We start from the raw sequence: 18,410 nt of genomic DNA, 5'->3' as shown, positions 1-18,410 counted from the left end.
CCGACGAGCGACATCGGCACTCCCGGTAGGTTTCCGGCATGGTCAACCAGATGAGCCACGGAGCGTCGGGCGCGATCCGACGCTTCGCCGGATGGGTGGCCCGCGGCTGCGTCGGCCACCCCATGCTCGACGGCATCAACTACTGGGACGAGTTGAAGGACTCACCGTCGCAGATGGAGACCTGCTTCGCGATCTTCGCCAACGTCCTCGAACTCGACGACGCAGGCGAGCCGACCAACGAGAAGTACGCCGAACGCCGAGCCGCCACCTGGCTGTACAAGCACTGCACCGGCGAACTTCCACCCGGACAGGCCGCCCTGCAATCGTGGGAGTGCCAGCTGTTCTGACCGCACGACGGCACGGACTTACCGGCATGGTCCGGATCGCGGCACGCGCGGATGTTGGATAGCGTAGCGTCGCCCGCCATGTCGTCGGTTCCCCGTTCAATCGTCCTTGAAGGCCGCTACGTACGTCTCGAGCCGCTTGCCGAGTCGCACGTACCCGCCCTGTTCGACGCGGGCGGCCAAGACGACGAAGTCTGGCGCTGGCTGAGCGCGCCCACTCCCCGTACCGAAGCCGACCTGAGAGAGATCGTGGCCCGACGCCTCAAGGACGTCGACGACCGGAAGCGCGTCACGTTCGCGGTTGTTGCCCGCGACCGGGGAACGGCGATCGGCACCACGAATCTGCACAGCTGGCAGCGCGGCGACGGACGCATCGAGATCGGCGGTACCTGGTTCGGACGAAGGTGGTGGCGTACCGCGGCGAATACCGAAACGAAGCTGCTGACGATGACCTACGCCTTCGAGACGCTCGACTATGCCGCCGTCCTCTGGCGCATCAGCCCGGCGAACACCCGCTCACGGGAGGCGATCCTCCGCGTCGGCGCCACCCTCATCGACTCCGACCCGACAGTCACCGGCGAGTCGAACCTGCTGTTGTACTCGATGCTCCGGGCTCAGTGGCCCGCGGCGAAGGCACGTCTATCAGAACGCCTCCTGACGGCATAAGGCATGCCGAGTCGGCCGACCTCGGCGGCGCGCCTTTCAGGTCGTCGGCGAAATGCTTCTGATCCGCTCCAGGATGTACGCGGCCAGCTCATCGGGTGCCTGTTCGGGGATCCAGTGCGAAACGCCTTCGAGCACCTTGAAGTCGAACGGGCCGGTCACCCACCGGCTGGTCAGCTCCGCGGCACGGCGACCGATGGCGATGTCGTCGGTGCTCCAGACGTAGGTCGTCGGGACGGTGACCGCGCCGGTCCGGAGTCCGACGGCGGTGTCCAGCGGCATGCCCCGGTACCAGCGCAACGCGCCGGCCAGACCGCCGGGGTCGTTGATGAGCCGCTCGGCGTACGCCCTCGCCAGCTCAGCACCGAGACCGGATCGCTCGAGCATGGCCACCGCGAACCGGCCACCCTGCGACCGGATGGCGGCCTCGGGAAGCCACGGCACCTGGAAGAATCCGACGTGCCACGCCTGCCAGAGCTGCCGACTGGTCAGCATGGCCGTTACCACCGCACGCGGGTGCGGCGCGGAAACGGCGGTCAGGGTGTGCAGGCGATCCGGTCTCGTGGCGGCGAACATCCAGGCAACCCCGCCGCCCCAGTCGTGGCCCACCAGGTGAACCCGCTCGGCGCCGGCGGCATCGACGAGGGCCACGACGTCAGCCACGAGCTCGTTGAGCCGGTAAGCCCGCCGGGACCGAGGCCGGGCCCGCGGGGTGTAGCCGCGCTGGTCCGGCGCGATGACCCGGTAACCGGCCGCGAGCAGCCGCCGGGAAACGCCGATCCACGAACGCGCACTCTGCGGAAACCCGTGCAGGAGCACGACCGTCTCCGCATCCACCGGCCCCTCGTCCGACACGTCGAACCACATGCCGTCGCGGGAAAACGCCTCCACCACATCGACGCTACCCTCTGCGGTTCCGCAACACCGGACGACCGAGAAGCGATAACGTTCCAGCGCCTGGCATGCAGGGTGCCGAACCCGCCAAACCGGCGCGTACTTGATGCGGCAGAAGCGGATGCGCAGACATGGTTCCCGACCCCACGACGGCGTGCTGCCCACCGGCCCTCGAAGATCGTCTGATGCAGATTTCCATTCTGATCGGGCAAGTTCCTGTCACCTGGGACGTCGAGGCCAATCTCGGAACCTTGCGGGACGTCGTCGATGAAGCGCAGCCCGGCGACCTTGTCGTCCTGCCCGAAGGCATGCTGTCCGGCTATGGCGAGGATCTGACACCTCTGGAAGCCGTCGACCGTGCCCTGATCGATGACGCCGTCGCACAGGTAGGCGCGCTTGCCGTCCAGCGACAGGTGCAGATCTTCTGCGGATCGCTCCTGCCGTGGCGTGGCGGATGGTGCAATGCCGGACTGACCTTCACTGCCGCCGGCGACCACTACGTATACCGGAAGATCAATCTCGCCATGAACGAACGCGGCCGGCTGCATCCCGGGACCGGTCTGTCGACCGTGAATATTTCGCGACCCCAGGGGAAGCTCACCGTAGGTGTGCAGTTGTGCCGGGAGATCCGCTTCCCGGAACAGTGGCAGCACTTGGCCAGCGCCGGAGCGGAGTTGTTCGTCTACATGACCAACGCTGCCAACACACGCGAGGTTGACGGCGTATGGCGCAGCCACCTGATCAGCCGCGCCGCGGAGAACCAACGCTTCGTCGTCTCCGCCAATATCGCTCACCCCGACCAACATTGTCCGAGCATGGTGGTGTCTCCGCGGGGCGAAGTGATGGGCGAGCTTCCCAACGGGGCTCCGGGGCTGCTCAAGCAAACTCTCGATCTGACCCAGGTGGGAGACTGGTATCTCGGCCAGCGGCGGCAAGACGTGCTGTCTATCGCCTATCACGGGCCGGAATGACTTCGCCCTCGAACTCGACGACGCAGGCGAGCCGACCAACGAGAAGTACGCCGAACGCCGAGCCGCCACCTGGCTGTACAAGTACTGCACCGGCGAACTTCCGCCCGGACAGGCCGCCCTGCAGTCGTGGGAGTGCGAACTGTTCTGACCGCACGACGGCCCGGACTTACCGACATGGCCCGATCCACCTGGAGGTGCCAGTGGAAATCATCGATGGCCCGAAGACCGTCACCAAGCCCGACCGGCACTGCATCGGCATCCGCCTCGTCACGCCGTTCCGCGGCATGTTCGCGGTCCGCGACCAGCTCATGCAGCAGCTGTACTCCTGGGCGGACGACCAATCCATCGCGTACGGTCACACGTTCTTCCGTCTCCACGTGGTGGACATGGACGGCCCCATGGACGTCGAGGTCGGAGTCATCACGGAGAAGGAAGTCCAGGGCGACGGCCGGATCCGCCCCGGAGTGCTGCCCGCCGGCCGATACGCGACCTTGACCTACATCAACCACGGCCGACGCGCCAACGGCACGCTACGAGACTGGGCCCAGCAACACGGCCACCCGCTGGACTGCACGACAAGCCCCAAAGGCGACCACTTCGGCTGCCGGTACGAGGAATACCTCACCGATCCACGCTCGGAGCGCATGAAGACCCGATGGCACACCGAGCTGGCCATTCGCCTGGCCGACGGGCTTGCTTGAAGATCACCCGCCACGGCCACCTGCGGATAGCCGGCCCCACCGCCTCGGCCGAAAACGGTCCGCCGCAGAACCGGACGGGAACCCGGCCACCGCGACGGTCATATCAGGACATGAGCGAAATGGCGGACGACGGAAAGCCATGACAACGGGCCCGCGCAGGCGGGCCCGATCGCCTACGTGCGAGACGCCGCCGATTGCTTCCGCAAGTCTTCAGTTCACTTCGTAAGTTCGCTCAGGACAGCTCGTGCGGCCCGCCGGGCGGCGGCGATGACGGCCTCATCGCCGCCATCGGCGGGCGGGGCGGCCTGGACCGCAGCGTTGATGCTGAGCATCGCCATGCGCAGCAGCATTACGTTCTGCGGCGACGGGTCCGGCAACAGGGTCGTCAGCTCGTCGACGACGAGGTTCAGGCTCGTCCCGATCCGACCGCCGCCCGGCCGGCTGGTCAGGTGACGGGCGATGAGCGGGTTGGCGCTCACGAACCGGATGCCCTGCAGCTTCTCGGCGGTTGAGGAGTCCACCCAGCGCAGCACCGCGGCGGACAGCAGTTCGGGGGTGTGCGGCTGCTCCCGCAGCCAGCTCAGCAGTTGCTCGGCCTCGCTGCCGCGCTCGTCGAACAGCGACTGCAGGATCGCTTCTTTGTTGTCGAAGTAGTAGTACAGGGACGCCTTGTTGATGCCGAGCTCATCGGCGATCTGCCGCAGCGACGTCGCCTCGTAGCCCTGCTCGGTGAACAGACGCAGCGCGGCGCGGCGGGCGAGCGCCCGGGTCTCCGCTCCGTCGCGACGCCCCGCCGTGCGGGTCAGGTGCGGATCAGCCATGCGGCCACCCTACCTAACGACCGGTTGACTACCTACCTACCGTTAGGTAGGTTACTGCTGCCGGGCTGAGTCGATCGATCTCGAGGAGTTTGTTCATGAGCGAGTACACCGTGGTCCGCGAGTACCCGTATCCCGTGGCGGAGGTGTGGCAGGTCCTCACCGATCCGGAACAGGTCGCGCAGTGGACCACCACGGGCCAGGGCGGCCGCCCGGAGAACTACGCCCCCGTGCCCGGCACGAAGTTCCGGTTCGTGGGCAAGCCGGTCATCGGCTGGGCCGGCATCGTCTACTGCGAAGTGATCGCCGTGACCGCCCCACATTCTCTGCATTACACGTGGCGGGGCGACGAGGAAACCACCAACGTCACCGACGTGACTTATCTGCTCGAACCCGTCCCCGGCGGCACCCGGTTCACCTGGAAGCACACCGGCTTCACCGGCGCCGGTGGGTTTGCGATGGCGAAGCTGCTCGGCTCGGTGCGCAAGAAGATGCTCACCGACGGCATCGCGCCCGTCCTCGAGGCATACCACCGGACGCAGCAGGCATGACGAAGAACTAACCGACGACGTACGACTTGATCTGCGCCAGCGCCATGTCCAGCGCGATCTCCATCGGCTTCACGTCGTGCGCGGCGTTAGCCAGCAGGTAGCCGCCCTGCAACGCGGCCATCAGCCCGGTCGCCAGCCCCGCCGGATCAGCCTCGCTTCGCAGCGCACCGCTGTCCTTCATCCGCTGCAGCCCGTCACTGATCAGCTTCTCCCACGCGGCGAACGCCTCGGACAGCATCGACCGCGACGGCTCGTCCTGGTCGGACAATTCGACGGCCATGTTGCCCAGCCCGCACCCGTAGGCACCGTTCTGCAGAGCATTGGCCTGCACCAGCGCGTTACGCCAGCGAACCAGCCCGGAGTACGTGCGCAGCCGCTCCAGACGATCGTGCTCACGCTCCAGCACCAGAGCGCCACGGAACCTCACCACCGCGCGGACCAGGGCATTCTTGTCCTCGAAGTGGTGGTAGAACTGCGACTTGCTGGTCTGACTGGCCTCCCGCACATCATCGAGCGTGGTCGCGTTGACCCCCCGGACGAACATCAGCTGGTTGGCCGCCTCGACGATCCGCTCCCGGGTCGCGATCCCCCGCCGGCTGATCCGCCGCGGCTTCTGCTCGTCACTCACCCGTCGCTCCCATCCGCGCCCGATCACGCGCCTGCATGGACTATACAGGCCAGTTGTCCGTACGCTCAATGCGCATTTGATCTGGTTCTTCTTGGTTTCAAGAGATCGTTTAGTGGACTATTTGGTCCGGGCATGAGAGGGTCGGGGAAACCTGCCGACCCGGAAGTGCTCCCCCACCATGACCTCACCCAGTGACCAGGCCGAGAGCCAGCATCACGCGCACCTGAGCGACATCCGCTGGGCCGGGCAGCGCATCGACGCGATCGAGCCGGGCGCCCTGCCCGGCCTGACCCGGCTCAACAACCTGGTCCGCAGCGTGCGCACGCCGGAGTTCGACGGCATCACCCTGCACGAGGTGCTGACCAGGAGCGCGCTCAACCACGTGCCGGCGACCAGCGCCATGCTGCCCGGCGAGTGGACCATCAACCCGTATCGGGGCTGCACCCACGCCTGCGCCTACTGTTTCGCCCGGCCCACCCACGAACACCTGGGCCTCAACCTGGGCGCCGACTTCGACAACCAGCTCATCGTCAAGGTCAACATCCCCGACGTGCTGCGCCGCGAGCTGGCCAGCAAGCGCACGCTGCCGCCGCGGGTGGCCTTCGGCACCAACACCGACCCCTACCAGCGCGCCGAGGGCCGCTACCAGCTGATGCCGCCGATCATCGACGCGCTGACCGGCGCCGGCATCCCGTTCTCGATCCTCACCAAGGGCTCGATGATCCGCCGCGACCTGGACCGGCTCGCGGGCGCCGCCCGGCGGGTCAACGTCGAGCTCGGCATGTCGATCGCGTTCCTCGACGAGGCCGTGCAGCACACGCTCGAGCCCGGCGCGCCCTCGACCGCCGCCCGGCTGGCGACCCTGCGCGCGATGCGCGACGCCGGCTTCTCCCCCACCGTGTTCGTCGCGCCGATCCTGCCGCATCTCTCCGACAGCGCCGAGCAGCTCGACGCCCTGATCGGCACGCTCGCCGAGGCCGGCGCCGCCAACATCCTGCCGACCCCGCTGTACCTGATGCGCGGCGTGAAGGAACTTTTCTTCACCTGGCTGCACCACGAACACCCGAACCTCGTGCCGGCCTACGCCGACCTGTACGCCGCCGGATCCCGCATCCCGCGCGCCCACCAGGACCTCATCCGCGCCCGGGTCAACCAGGCGCTGCGCCGCCACGGCCTGCCGCTGCCCGACCACGACACCTCGGACCGGTTCGCCCTGCTCGGCAAACGAACCCCGGCGGCCACCGATCCGCCCGCGCCCACCCTCTTCTGAAAACCCCGATCAAGATCAAAACATTGCTTGGGTACGGCACCAAGCGCCGACAAGCACAACGTCCGGCTGGACGTTGGTTTCCACCACCTCAACGAGGAGAAGTCCGCATGAAAGCGATCGTGGTGACCGACCAGAGCGCCGGAACCGCCGGGATGACGCTGACCGAGCGGCCCGCGCCGTCCGCGGCGATCAACGACGTCATCGTCGAGGTCCACGCGTCGGGCTTCGTCCCCACCGAGACGGACTGGCCCTCGACCTGGACCGACCGGCGCGGCCTGGACCGCACCCCGTCGATCCCCGGACACGAGCTGGCCGGCGTGGTCAGCGCCCTGGGCTACGGCACGACCGGCCTGTCGGTCGGGCAGCGGGTGTTCGGCCTCACCGACTGGCACCGCGACGGCACGCTCGCCGAGTATGTGGCCGTCGAGGCCCGCAACCTCGCGCCCCTGCCCGGCGACGTCGACTTCAGCGTCGGCGCGAGCCTGCCGATCTCGGGTCTGACCGCGTGGCAGGGCCTGTTCGACCACGGCCGGCTGCGGGCGGGGCAGAGCGTGCTGGTGCACGGCGCGGCCGGCGCGGTCGGCACGATGGTGACGCAGCTGGCCCGCGAGTTCGGCGCCTACGTGATCGGCACCGGACGCACCGGCGACCGGCAGAAGGCCCTCGACTTCGGCGCCCAGGAGTTCGTCGACCTGCAGAGCGACATGCTGGCCGACATCGGCGGCGTCGACCTGGTCTTCGACCTCATCGGCGGCGACATCCAGAAGCAGTCCGCACCCCTGATCCGCACCGGCGGCACATTGGTGTCGGTCGTCGGGCCGGTCGAGTCCCGCCCCGCCGACGGCTCGGCCGTCGACTTCGTCGTCGAGTCCGACCGGGCTCAGCTGAGCCAGATCGTCCAGCGGGTCCGCGACGGGCGACTGCGAACCAACATCGGCACCGTCGCCGCGCTCGACGACGCGGTCGCCGCCCTCAACCCGACCGAACGGATCAAGGGCAAGACCATCATCGCCGTACGCCGGTAGCGGTCCGCGTCAGTAGCGGAACGAGCCCACCAGCATGCGCAGCCGCTCGGACAGTTCGGCCAGCTGGGCGGCCGCCTGCTGGGTCTCGGTCGCGCTGGCCGTGGTGTTCTCGGCCGCGTCGGCGACCCCGGCGATCACCGCGGCGATCTCCCGGGAGCCCTGGGCCGCGTCCCCGACCGACCGGCTCATCTCGTTCGTGGTCGCGGTCTGCTCCTCGACGGCCGACGCGATCGTCGTCGAATACCCGCTGATCAGCCCGATGACCTCGGTGATCGCGCTGATCGCGGCGACCGCCTCGGCGGTGGCCGCCTTGATCGTGCCGATCCGCCCGCTGATGTCCTCGGTCGCCCGCGCGGTCTCCTGCGCCAGCTCCTTGACCTCGGAGGCGACCACCGCGAACCCCTTGCCGGCCTCCCCGGCGCGCGCCGACTCGATCGTCGCGTTCAGCGCGAGCAGGTTCGTCTGCTCGGCGATCGAGGTGATCGCCTGCAGGACCGCGCCGATCTCCGCGCTGGACTCGCCGAGCCGGGTCATCGCCGCCCCGGTGCGGTGCGCGGTCTCCACCGCCGACGCGGTCACCCGGGCGGCCTCCGAGGCGTTCTCGGCGATCTCCCGGATCGACGCGCCCATCTCCCCCGCGCCGGCCGCGACCGTCTCCACGTTCGCCGAGACACGCCCGGCCGAATCCGTGACCACGGCGGCCTGCTCGGCCGAGGTACGCGCACTGCCGGCCAGTCGCCCCGACACGTCGGTGATGGTGCCGCTGACCCCGCCCAGTTCCTCGGCCGCGCCGGCGATGCCCCGCACCGTCCCGGCGACCTTGAGCACGAACCGGTTGAACGCCGCACCGAGCTGGCCGACCTCGTGGTACGGCGACTCGTCCACGCGCTGGGTGAGATCGCCGTCGCCGTCGGCGATGTCGGCCATCCGGTCACGCAGCGCTTTGATCGGCGCCACGATCGCCCGCCCGAGCAGCAGCGCCGCGATCGCGCTGACCCCGATCGCGAGCACCGCGAGCAGGATCGCCAGGTTCCGCAGCCGGTGCGCGGGCGCCAGCACCGTAGCGTCCGGGATCGTCACGACCAGGGCCCAGGTCGCCTTCGCGCCGATCGCCAGCGGCACCGCGACCCGCAGCTGCGACGAGGTGACCGCCCGGGTGTTGGCGCCCAGCACCGCCTTGCCCGCCAGGACGCCCAGCGCCCCGCCCAGCGGCTTGGTCAACTGGTCGGCCTTCCCGCCGGCGACCACGTTCCCGGCGGAGCTGACCAGCGTCGCCGCACCGGTCCCGAACGGCTTCATCCCGCTGACGATGCCGCTCAGCGAGTCGAGGGTGATGTCGACACCGGCCAGGCCGACGAACGTGCCGTCCCGCATGATCGGCATCTCGGCCGAGGTCATCAGCGTGTCCTTGCCGCCCACCTTGTAGGAGTACGGCTCCAGCACCATCTCCTGCCCGGTCTTCTTCGGGTTCTCGTACCAGGAGTTGCTCGTCGTGTCGTCGAGCCCGGCCAGCGCCTCCAGCGCCACCCCGCCCGTCTCGGTGCGATGCCAGTACGGGATGTAACGCCCGCTCTTGTCGGTGCCGGTGGTGTTACGGAACCGGCGGTCACGCGAGTCGAACGCGTTGGGCTCCCACGCCGACCACACCGCCATGTACTCCGGGTGCGCCGCCAGCAGCGTCGCCTGCACCTGATCGGCGACGGTCCGCGACTGATCCTTGACCGCGATCGACTCCAGCGACCCGGCCAGATCCCGCGCGGTGGTGAACGCGGTGTCGAACCGCCGCTCCACCTGCGCGGCACTCGCCTCGGCCTGATGCTCGGCGTCGCTGAAGGCGGCCGTCTTGAGTCTGCTGGACGCCCCGGCCACGAGCACCGTGACCAGCACTGCCACCGAAACGATCAGCAACGCGGTCACACTGAGCACGAGCCGGGAACGGATCGTCATTCGGTGCACAACTAACCATTCGGCACCGTTCCCGCACCCGTTAGCCGCAATCTCTTCCCACAGCCGGCACCTTCCACCAGTGGCGCCGCACCTCGCCGGCATCGGACCCACCTCGATGAGGTCAGCCGAGCGACCGCCGGTACTGCGGCTCGGCGAAAGCAAAGTCGAATCGTTCGCTTGCGACGCTGACCGTCACCGGCTGGGCCACGGATCGCCACTCACAAGCCCACACCCGCCCCAGCCGGAGAACCGGCGGACAGGTGCCGTCGGCGAGCCCGACGCTGGGCGTGGCTTCGCCGGGCAGTTCTCCGTAGACCAGCCACCACGTCGCGACCCCACCCCATGCGCCGCCTCGCGCCTGCGGCCGGGAACGCCCGGTCCAGCGCACCCACTCATCCTCGGACGGCATGAACGAGCCGGCCAGCTCGTCGTGATGTTGGGCGTCGTTCAGCTCTCGCCAGAAGCCGTCGCCACGCCACTGCAGCAGCCACCCGATCCCGGGCAGTCTCAGCGTCGCGATGTCGCCGGCGGCACGATCGTGTGTCACGGCCTCTCCCATCGCGCCCCATTTGTGCGACTGACGCAAGCCCGGACAGGTCAGCCTATGACGGCCGCGGGCCGACTGGCCGGAAACAGCGGGTCGGCCCCCGGGCGCCGGGTGGTGAGCAGCACGATCAGCAGCGCCAGTGCCATCGCCGCGACGTAGCCGATTCGAAACGCCGCCGGATGCTCCGTGTACCACGGCATGACCAGCGGATTCCACAGACCGACCGGATTGTCGTCGGCCGCGAACGTGAAGAAGTGCCACTGGGTCCAGTTCCAGCCCAGATGCAATCCCAGCGGCAGGCCGATGCCACCGGTCCGCAGGGCCGCGACACCGAAGACGATCGCGCCGATGGCCGGGCCGGCCGCGATCCAGAGCAGATCGGCGCCGCCGGTCTTCACCGACGGGTTGGCCCCCAGGCTCAGCAGGTGATAGCCACCGAACGCGACGGCGAGCACGGCGACCGCCGCGCGCGCCCCGATGCGTTCGGCCAGCCGTTGCAGGGCGTACCCCCGGAAGGTCATTTCCTCGACCAGGACGGCGCAGCAGAAATAGACGGTGCCGCTGAGCATCAGCGAGGCGCTGAAGCCCCGGTTGGGCTGCCAGTAGAGCACCCCGGCGAGCATCAGACCCCAGGCCAGCAGGCCGACCAGCCCCACGCCGACGACAAGACCGATGCCCAGGCGAGCGACCTGAGGCCGGAACGAAACCGCCCGGCGACCCTCCAGCCGCAGGCACAGCCGCGTGCTGGCAAGGATGAACACCGCGGCCAGGGCAACAACCGGCCAGGCCTGCCCATCCCTGGACGCCCACGGCGGCGCGAACATCCCGATCAGCACGGCGGCGGCCATGACCGACGCTCCGCACAGCGCCAGAAACCCGGCCACTTTCCAGCCCGAACGCACTGAACCGGACCCACCCCGAATGATCGGCATCCACCCATCATCACGGGTCCGGGCAACCGCGGCGCACCGCCCTACGGGGTCACCTACCGGCGACGCGGGCCGTCCGGACGAAACTGCGCGATGCGCGACGCCGGCTTTCTCCCGCACCGTGTTCGCCGCCCCCGATCCTGCCGCACCTGACCGACCACACCACCTCGGACCGGTTCGCCCTGCTCGGCAAACGAACCTCGCAGTCACCGAACCGCCCGCGGCCACTCCCTTCTGAAAACCCGATCAAGATCAAAGGATTGCTCGCGTACGGCACCAAGCGCCGACAGAAGCAAGGTCCGGTACCCCCGGAGGGACTCGGCGGATCGACATGCAATTCACCGCCCATGGTGCCTACCCGTTCTTGTGACCCCCGCTTCCTCGGGGGTCACAAGAAGTCTCAGCGCCGGGTGCCTTTGTCACCTTGCGGATCACCTTCGAGTGTCTTGCGCGTCTCGTCCATCAGCCGCTGACGTTCTTCAGGTTCGAGCTTCGCCTCCCACTCGCGATAGCGCTCGAAGGCCGCGCCCAGTGCGTCGCCGTACGCGGAGGTACGGGCAAGGTCTCGGATCGGAACGTCGCCCTTGAGGACGCCCTCAGCCATCTCCGCAAGGTCGGGGCCGGCTACCCCCTTACTGAGCTGATGAAAGGTGTCTCGCATGGCTCGGACCATGCGGGGATTGTCGGTCATCTGTTCCAGCTGTTCGCTCACGTGATCAGTCATGACTAGTTCTCCGGGAGAGCGAACGTGTTCGCGGGTAGTGGAACCTGCGACAAGTCGCCACCCTGGCTCGCCAGGTCCACAATAAGCCCAAAGCTGCCGAAAATTGCTGTCCAAGCGGTGGAAACGATGATGGCCGCCTTATTGGCTAGTTCCAGGACACGGAGGACTTGGGAGGCGGCAAGGCCGTAGCCGACGAGGAGGCCCACCCCGGTTTCGGCGGTTGCGGTACCGATTGCAGCAGACGCGGCCATCAAAATTGCTGAATCAACGAGGGCTTGGAGTACATTCCCTAATTGCTTCGAAAACTGGTATGCACCCTTGGCTGCTTCGTGGTAGCCGTCGGATGCCTGGTGAAGTGCGTCTTGCTGCCGACTCACGGCAGACGCCAGGTTGCTGAAGTAGACGAATACTGAATCGTCGGCGTTCCCGTTCCAGGTTCTGTCAAGATCCAGGAACCCAGACTGGATTTGCACCCCAATTTCCTGAAGGAAGTCCGCCATGCTGATTAGAGCATCGCCAAACCTGTAAAATGACGCCCAATCGCCAGCTAAGGCGTCGGTCACGGTGCCGAAAACGTCAACGCCGGTGACACTTTCGATCATCGAAGAGATATACGCCGAAGGCGACAAGTAGTTGAACAGGTCCCCAGGATCCCAAAAACCCTCAGTCATGCTGTCGTCGGGCTCACCTGGAGCCACCAGAAGGTTTACTGCCTCGCTCATCGCTTCCCCCGTGCTGGCTAGCCCTTAAAAACCATCGGGCGCTGAGTCGTCGGATACGAATCATCAATTTCCGCAGCCGACCTGTGATCGATAGCCTCATACCCTCTAGCGATCTGCATCAGTGATTGATGATTGCTGTCAGTCAACTTTTTAAGATGGCTGGACATGTCGTCAAGGCGAGTCATGAATCTGGAATGACTCATCAGGAGTGCTCCGAAGATGCCGTTCTCCGTAATCCCAATGTCGCCGTAGCGGTGGGTGTAGGCCTTGCCTTCGATGGCGTCATCAGAAAGGTCAAGAAGTTTCGCGGCGTACGCCCGCATGTCGGCAGGTTCTACACTGAAGGTCATTTAGCACCGCCAAGTTGGAGGACCAGGAAGAAGCCGGCTGCGAAGATCGCAACGCCTGCGAGACAACACCAGACAGCTCTAGGAAAAAGTTGATCTAAAACCTCTCGATCGTCTGTGGCATGCAGCCGGACGGAGAAGTACCCCGCCGGGATCAATGCGGCGCCAGAAGCCAGGTAGATCAAGAGATTCGGTAGCGGCAGCCAGGACCCCTGAGCGCCTGCGGCGATGAACGCCACCAGGCCCATGATCCAGACACCCGCGACCAGGAGCACGAACTTGCCGGCGAGTCGTCGTGCCTCAATGGCCCGTGGCACTGACACAAAAAACCTCCAGACGTTGACGCGCAACGATATCAACGCCTGCGCGGCTCATGGGGTTCACTGAACATGAAGATCCTTCCCTTAGGGTCACGGTCGGGAAGCTGACACCAGGAGCCTTGACCTACAGTCGCGGGCGCCCTGATCCGAATAACAGAGATCCATGACTCCACGAAGTGGTAAAGGAATCCCTACAGATCTACCGGGAATTCCAAATAATTCTTAGGTGGCGCTCGCAACGATCCGCTGGACCTTGGTGGCCTCAGCCGCCTTGACGCCAGCGACCCTGAAGGGTGACCGTGAAGCTCACTACGTCGTCAGCGAACCGAGCATTCGCAAGGTAGGCACCCGTAGCGCCATTCCCGCGAACCTTCGCCGGCGGCAAGGATCAACGTACGCCGCGACGCATTCCGCCGTCGAGCCCACCCACTCCGTCATTGGCTTCCTGCTCCGCCACTCGGACTTCGTCCCGAGACTGGGCCGTGTGGAGTTGAGATGAACCGCCGGGCGAAGGCGATGAAATCCGGTACGGCGGGATGGCTCGGGGTTTGCTTCCAGGCCAGGTGAACCGTGACGGCCGGCACGTCGACGAGCGGAAGGTAGGCGACGGCCGGGTTCGGGTAGGTGGCCGCGGTCGCGGTGGTGGTGACGCCGACAGCGTGGCCGGCGGCGATGGCAGCGATCCAGTCGTCGGTGTTGGCGACCTCGACGATGTCGTTCGGCGTGTCATCGGCAGGCCAGAGGCCGAGGGCCGTGGTGCCGGCGATGGTGTTGACGGCGACCGGCTTGGCGATCAGATCGTGCAGGGTGAGCCGGGCTTTGCGGGCCAGCGGGCTGTCCGCGGCGACGGCGGCGACGCGCGGCTCGAGCAGCAGCACCACGGTGTTCACCTCGGCGGGCAGGTCGACCTCGCCCCGGATGACGGCGACGTCGACGCTGCCGTGCTCGAGCCCGGCGCTGCGATCGTCGACGCGCAGCAGTTGCAGGGGCGTGTCCGGGTGCTCCTGCTTCCAGCCGCGCAGCAGTGGCGTGGTGTGTTCGCCCAGCGCCGACCAGGCGTGGCCCAGGCGCAGGGGCCAGGTCCCGACGCGCCCCGGGTCGAGCGCCTCGTCGACGGCCGTGACCGCCGCGGCGGCTCGCGGCTGGAACGCGAGTCCGGCGGCGGTGAGCTGCAGGTGATGGGTGGACCGGTCGATCAGGCGAGCACCGAGGTGGGTTTCCAGCTGACGCAGGGTGCGAGAGAGCGCGGGCTGCGTCACGTGCAGCCGGGCCGCGGCCCGGGTGATGGTGCCTTCGGCGGCGATGGCGAGGAAGGCGCGCAGATGCCGCAGCTCCACGGTCATAACGACAGAGCATAACCGCAGCACATTCGGCATTTCCGTGCCCGAAGGCCGACTCCTAACCTCGGCCGCATGGCCAACGCTCTGCACCCCGCCCCGTCCGCCGTCACCGCTGCCCCGACACGACGCGCCGGCGCGGTAGGGCTCGTACTGGGGGCCTTGCTGTCGGGTCCGTTCGGCGGCGCGGTAGCGGCGCTGTTGTTCCCCCGGGTCGGCGTGGACGGAGTCGTGACGTTGCGGCTGACGATCGCGGCGCTCGTGCTGCTGGCCGTGTGCCGGCCCCGCGTGCGGGGATATCGGCGCACGGACTGGTTGCTGATCGGCGGATTCGGTACGGCACTGGCCGGCATGAACACGCTGGCCTACCACGCGATCGCGCTGATCCCGCTCGGTCCCGTGGTGATGCTGGAGGTGCTGGGGCCGCTCGTACTGTCGGTGGTGACCACCCGCCGCGCGGCGAGCTGGCTGTGGGCCGGCCTGGCCGCAGCCGGGGTGGCACTGCTGAGCAGCACCGGATTCGATCGGCTCACCCCGGCCGGGATCGGCTTCGCGGTCGCGGCGGGCGCTGTCTGGGCCGGGTACATCATGGCCAGTGCCCGGGTCGGGCAACGCTTTCCCAGGGCTGACGGCCTGGCCCTGGCCATGACCGCCGCCGCGGTCATCACTCTTCCGTTCGGCGCCGGCACAGCAGGAATCACGCTGCTGAATCCGTACGTCCTGGCGATGGGCGCCGCGGTGGCGCTGTTGTCCTCCGCGCTGCCCTACACCCTGGAGTTGCTGGCACTGCGCCGCATGCCCACCACGACCTTCGCCGTGCTGATGAGCCTTGTGCCCGCCGTCGCCGCGCTCGCCGGCTACGTCGTCCTGCACCAGCAGCTCACCGTGCTCGAAGGGCTGGCCATCACGCTGGTCATCGCCGCCAACGTCGGCGCCGTCCGGATGCCGCCCCGGCCGGAATTGGGTGAGGTGGTTGCGTGACGGCTCGACAGCGCGCGGAGGAGCTACGCCGGTTCCGGTCGTCTGTCGAGCTCCAGGATCAGCGGCCGGCGCCTCGAAGTCGAGGATTTACGCTGTGTCACCGGGTGAGTGACAACGCCGACGCGGATCGCGGCAGGTAAGTGCACCCGATCTGGCCTACTCGGTGCGCCGACTTTATGCGTCATCCGAGTGCGTCTCCGAACGCTCTCGCACACGTGCTGCAACCGGTCGCACACTCGGGTCATGGGCACGACAAACCGAACCCCTTTCACCAAGCGGGGCGCGGCGCTCACCGGGTTCGCAACCTCGGTGGTCTTCACGCTGGCCCTCGGTGCCACTCAGCATGATTGGACCACCGGTTCGATGGTCGGCATTACGACCGGCATCGGTGTCTTTGTCTCCCACCGGTTGGCCGCGCAGCCGCGCTGCTGACCGGAAAGCGAGCGGCGGCACGCCACGACGATCAGACGGGACGCCTGTCGAGCAGTTCCTTGTGGCCGCCGATGAGGGCGCCGGCCCGGCATCGTGGATCATCAGGGGATGGGCATTCAGGCCGAGCTGCGTGTGGCCGGCAAGCGGATCCAACGACTACCGGACCCGGCCGGCGGATCCTTCGATGCCGCTGGCGACTTCGATCGGCTGGTGCTCCACGAGAATTCGGCACTCGGGCTGTTGGGCCGGCTTGATCCTCATGGCGAGACCCGTTTCGGCGCTGGCCAGATGCAGCAGCTCATCGCCGAGGTCGAGCTGCTGCTCACGCTGGCGAAGGCGGGCGCTGAGCACCGCGGGCTGATGCGGCTTCGATCGATGGCGGAGCACTGCGCGGAGCAGCACGGCGAACTGGTGTTCATCGGCGATTGAGCCGGCCGCCCGCGCGACTGCCGGCAGACGAGTGCGGCCAAAATGCTCTGTTCCATGACCGATTGCGTGAACCAGGCGTCACCAACGGCCATCGCAACCACGGGGTCAGGGCAAGATCACGACCTGAGCCGCGTACGAGAGGCCGGCGCCGAAGCCGACGAGCAGGGCCGGCCCCGTCGTGTCGGGCAGGGCTGCCATGGCCTGGGGGATGGAAGCCGCGCCGGTGTTGCCGTTGGTCGTGATGTCCGTGGCCACGCGCACGTGCGCTCCGAGTTCCAGGGCCTTCGCGGTGGCCGAGATGATGCGCATATTCGCCTGGTGGGGGATGAAAGCCGCGAGGTCGTCCGCCGAGATGCCCGCCGCGTCCAGCGCGCGCCTGGCCAGGTCGGGAACGATGGAGGTCGCCCAGCGGAACACCTCGGGGCCGGCCATGCGCAGGATGCCCGCTTCGTCGTACCGCAGCAACTCGCTCCCGGAGCCGTCAGCGCCCCACACCACCGGGCCGATGTCGCACGTCTGTGCCGGACCGATGACCACCGCGCCGGCGCCGTCGCCGAACAGGAACGCCGTGCCGCGGTCACGTTCGTCGACGATGTCGAGCATGCGCTCGGTGCCGACCAGGACCACGTAGCCGGCCGAGCCGCTGCGGATGAGCGCGTCGGCGGTCGCCAGGGCGTACGGGAATCCGGCGCATGCCGCTCCCAGATCCATCGCGGCAGCCTGGGTGGCTCCCAACGCGTTGGCGACCAGGGGTGCTGTGGTGGTCGCGCGGCCCCGGTGGGACATCGTCGCCACCAGGACGGCCGAGACGTCGTACGGGTCGACGCCCGCATCGGCCAGGGCCTTGGAGGCGGCCGCCGTGGCCATCATGACCAGGTCCTCGTCGGGTGCGGCGCGCCGGCGAGACTCGATGCCGCAGCGGCGGCGGATCCATTCGTCGCTCGAGTCGATCAGGTCGGCGATCGCCTCGTTGCCCACCTCGGTTCGCGGGCGGTAGGAGGCCACGCTCAGGATCCGCGATCCGGGGTGACCGACACGGCGCTGCAAAGGAGGGGTCATGACTAGGGATCCAAGCATGCCCGGCTGGGGGCACTCCGCTTTCGAAGTTCCTCGCCGGTAACCAGGCGTTCAGGCGGGCGTGAAGTAAGCCCGTACCGAGGCTCAGCGACCCCCGGTTGCATAGTGCTTCGCAGTGAGCGCCGCGCGGCAAACAAGTGCGCCTGTCCTTGCCTGCGGTCCGCAGCAACGGCAGCCAGGATGCTCCGGATCGAGTCCGGGTCGACGGTGATTCACATCGCCTCAGGTCCGGAGTCCGGACCGATATAGATCTCGCTTCCGTCGGACCGCCACGCTCTCATCCTGGAACCCCCGCTGGGCACGTGTACGACCATGTCACCAGCTTCCAGGGTGACTGCGCCGTCATCTGCGCCATCGGTCCATTCCACGGCGATCTCTTCGCCTGCGCTCAGCGGATAGATCTCCGCGGTTGGCTCGAACGCCACCGTGATCGCGACATCCGACCTGATAGCGAATCTCATGGTCAACATCTAACTATGAGCCGGTCGAGATCATGAGGTAGCCCGCAGTCGACGGACCGCAGCGTTGGCGGGGCCGGACAACCCGCCGATACGGCGGCGCACCCGCGGGTCGGTGGCCATCTCGATCACTGCCGGTTCGTCGCCCGGTGCCGGTTGTCGTAGTCAGACGCGATCGCCGTACGGCTCGGGCCGCAACCACCCGCTCACTGACGCCCGCCTTGCTGGCCGCTGGGTCCTCGGGCGGAAACGCCGTCGAGTGGATCAGGGTAGTCGCCGACCGGGTGTCCGGCGG

At 67.7% G+C, this 18,410-nt stretch carries 23 protein-coding genes; 10 read left to right on the top strand and 13 right to left on the bottom strand.

The features are described 5' to 3' along the window. Positions 1-38 precede the first annotated feature (38 nt). Positions 39-347, top strand: coding sequence for a hypothetical protein (locus tag L3i22_RS19410; RefSeq protein ID WP_221328367.1), 309 nt, complete (start codon positions 39-41; stop codon positions 345-347). A gap of 78 nt (positions 348-425) precedes the next feature. After that, positions 426-1,010 carry a GNAT family N-acetyltransferase gene (locus L3i22_RS19405; protein WP_221328366.1) on the top strand — a complete coding sequence of 195 codons (585 nt, stop codon included), beginning with the start codon at positions 426-428 and terminating at the stop codon, positions 1,008-1,010. A 36-nt stretch (positions 1,011-1,046) separates the two neighbouring features. On the opposite strand, the gene L3i22_RS19400 is transcribed toward L3i22_RS19405, so the two are convergent. Then, positions 1,047-1,898, bottom strand: coding sequence for an alpha/beta fold hydrolase (locus tag L3i22_RS19400; protein WP_221328365.1), 852 nt, complete (start codon positions 1,896-1,898; stop codon positions 1,047-1,049). 188 nt (positions 1,899-2,086) lie between these two features. Here L3i22_RS19400 and L3i22_RS19395 point away from each other — a divergent pair, with 188 nt between their 5' ends. Together L3i22_RS19395 and L3i22_RS19390 are read left to right on the top strand one after the other, a co-directional pair. Further along, the gene (locus tag L3i22_RS19395) at positions 2,087-2,872 is read left to right on the top strand and encodes a carbon-nitrogen hydrolase family protein (protein WP_221328364.1); all 786 of its coding nucleotides are present in this window, start codon (positions 2,087-2,089) and stop codon (positions 2,870-2,872) included. A gap of 200 nt (positions 2,873-3,072) precedes the next feature. Beyond that, entirely contained in the window at positions 3,073-3,573 is a 501-nt protein-coding gene (locus L3i22_RS19390) for a GyrI-like domain-containing protein (RefSeq protein ID WP_221328363.1), read from the top strand. A gap of 215 nt (positions 3,574-3,788) precedes the next feature. Here L3i22_RS19390 and L3i22_RS19385 read toward each other — a convergent pair whose 3' ends face one another. After that, positions 3,789-4,394 carry a TetR/AcrR family transcriptional regulator gene (locus tag L3i22_RS19385; protein ID WP_221328362.1) on the bottom strand — a complete coding sequence of 202 codons (606 nt, stop codon included), beginning with the start codon at positions 4,392-4,394 and terminating at the stop codon, positions 3,789-3,791. Between the two features lie 95 nt (positions 4,395-4,489). On the opposite strand from L3i22_RS19385, the gene L3i22_RS19380 reads away from it, so the two are divergent. Continuing rightward, the gene (locus L3i22_RS19380) at positions 4,490-4,942 is read left to right on the top strand and encodes an SRPBCC domain-containing protein (RefSeq protein WP_221328361.1); all 453 of its coding nucleotides are present in this window, start codon (positions 4,490-4,492) and stop codon (positions 4,940-4,942) included. 7 nt (positions 4,943-4,949) lie between these two features. On the opposite strand, the gene L3i22_RS19375 is transcribed toward L3i22_RS19380, so the two are convergent. Then, on the bottom strand, positions 4,950-5,570 hold the full coding sequence (locus tag L3i22_RS19375; RefSeq protein WP_255658398.1) for a TetR/AcrR family transcriptional regulator: 621 nt from the start codon (positions 5,568-5,570) through the stop codon (positions 4,950-4,952). 178 nt (positions 5,571-5,748) lie between these two features. Between L3i22_RS19375 and L3i22_RS19370 the strand changes: the two genes are divergently transcribed. Further along, entirely contained in the window at positions 5,749-6,840 is a 1,092-nt protein-coding gene (locus tag L3i22_RS19370) for a radical SAM protein (RefSeq protein WP_221328360.1), read from the top strand. Between the two features lie 107 nt (positions 6,841-6,947). Next, entirely contained in the window at positions 6,948-7,865 is a 918-nt protein-coding gene (locus tag L3i22_RS19365; protein WP_221328359.1) for an NADP-dependent oxidoreductase, read from the top strand. A gap of 9 nt (positions 7,866-7,874) precedes the next feature. On the opposite strand, the gene L3i22_RS19360 is transcribed toward L3i22_RS19365, so the two are convergent. The 8 genes from L3i22_RS19360 to L3i22_RS19325 form a co-directional block, all read right to left on the bottom strand. Beyond that, entirely contained in the window at positions 7,875-9,812 is a 1,938-nt protein-coding gene (locus tag L3i22_RS19360; protein ID WP_221328358.1) for a methyl-accepting chemotaxis protein, read from the bottom strand. A gap of 121 nt (positions 9,813-9,933) precedes the next feature. After that, complete coding sequence (locus L3i22_RS19355; protein WP_221328357.1) at positions 9,934-10,359, bottom strand: hypothetical protein; 426 nt, start codon at positions 10,357-10,359, stop codon at positions 9,934-9,936. 50 nt (positions 10,360-10,409) lie between these two features. Then, entirely contained in the window at positions 10,410-11,408 is a 999-nt protein-coding gene (locus tag L3i22_RS19350) for a CPBP family intramembrane glutamic endopeptidase (protein ID WP_221328356.1), read from the bottom strand. Between the two features lie 280 nt (positions 11,409-11,688). After that, entirely contained in the window at positions 11,689-12,012 is a 324-nt protein-coding gene (locus L3i22_RS19345) for a hypothetical protein (RefSeq protein ID WP_221328355.1), read from the bottom strand. Positions 12,013-12,014: 2 nt separating this feature from the next. Next, positions 12,015-12,734 (bottom strand): hypothetical protein, encoded by a 720-nt coding sequence (locus L3i22_RS19340; protein ID WP_221328354.1) that lies wholly within the window; start codon positions 12,732-12,734, stop codon positions 12,015-12,017. Positions 12,735-12,751: 17 nt separating this feature from the next. Further along, the gene (locus L3i22_RS19335; RefSeq protein ID WP_221328353.1) at positions 12,752-13,084 is read right to left on the bottom strand and encodes a hypothetical protein; all 333 of its coding nucleotides are present in this window, start codon (positions 13,082-13,084) and stop codon (positions 12,752-12,754) included. Continuing rightward, positions 13,081-13,398 carry a hypothetical protein gene (locus tag L3i22_RS19330; protein WP_221328352.1) on the bottom strand — a complete coding sequence of 106 codons (318 nt, stop codon included), beginning with the start codon at positions 13,396-13,398 and terminating at the stop codon, positions 13,081-13,083. The genes L3i22_RS19335 and L3i22_RS19330 overlap by 4 nt, the downstream gene beginning before the upstream one ends. Positions 13,399-13,835: 437 nt before the next feature. After that, positions 13,836-14,744, bottom strand: coding sequence for a LysR family transcriptional regulator (locus L3i22_RS19325; RefSeq protein ID WP_221328351.1), 909 nt, complete (start codon positions 14,742-14,744; stop codon positions 13,836-13,838). A 69-nt stretch (positions 14,745-14,813) separates the two neighbouring features. Here L3i22_RS19325 and L3i22_RS19320 point away from each other — a divergent pair, with 69 nt between their 5' ends. The 3 genes from L3i22_RS19320 (at position 14,814) to L3i22_RS19310 (ending at position 16,580) form a co-directional block, all read left to right on the top strand. After that, the gene (locus L3i22_RS19320) at positions 14,814-15,719 is read left to right on the top strand and encodes a DMT family transporter (protein WP_221328350.1); all 906 of its coding nucleotides are present in this window, start codon (positions 14,814-14,816) and stop codon (positions 15,717-15,719) included. 243 nt (positions 15,720-15,962) lie between these two features. Next, the gene (locus tag L3i22_RS19315) at positions 15,963-16,151 is read left to right on the top strand and encodes a hypothetical protein (protein ID WP_221328349.1); all 189 of its coding nucleotides are present in this window, start codon (positions 15,963-15,965) and stop codon (positions 16,149-16,151) included. A 108-nt stretch (positions 16,152-16,259) separates the two neighbouring features. Continuing rightward, positions 16,260-16,580 carry a hypothetical protein gene (locus tag L3i22_RS19310; protein ID WP_221328348.1) on the top strand — a complete coding sequence of 107 codons (321 nt, stop codon included), beginning with the start codon at positions 16,260-16,262 and terminating at the stop codon, positions 16,578-16,580. A gap of 105 nt (positions 16,581-16,685) precedes the next feature. Here L3i22_RS19310 and L3i22_RS19305 read toward each other — a convergent pair whose 3' ends face one another. Together L3i22_RS19305 and L3i22_RS19300 are read right to left on the bottom strand one after the other, a co-directional pair. After that, positions 16,686-17,639, bottom strand: a complete 954-nt coding sequence (locus L3i22_RS19305) for a beta-ketoacyl-ACP synthase 3 (RefSeq protein ID WP_255658690.1) — start codon at positions 17,637-17,639, stop codon at positions 16,686-16,688. Positions 17,640-17,869: 230 nt separating this feature from the next. Further along, a complete protein-coding gene (locus L3i22_RS19300) occupies positions 17,870-18,124 on the bottom strand; it encodes a hypothetical protein (protein ID WP_221328346.1) in 255 nt (84 codons plus the stop codon). Positions 18,125-18,410: the final 286 nt, after the last annotated feature.

The sequence above is a fragment of the Actinoplanes sp. L3-i22 genome (assembly GCF_019704555.1).
Classification (GTDB): Bacteria; Actinomycetota; Actinomycetes; order Mycobacteriales; family Micromonosporaceae; genus Actinoplanes.
This window is presented reverse-complemented; position numbering and strand designations above follow the sequence as displayed.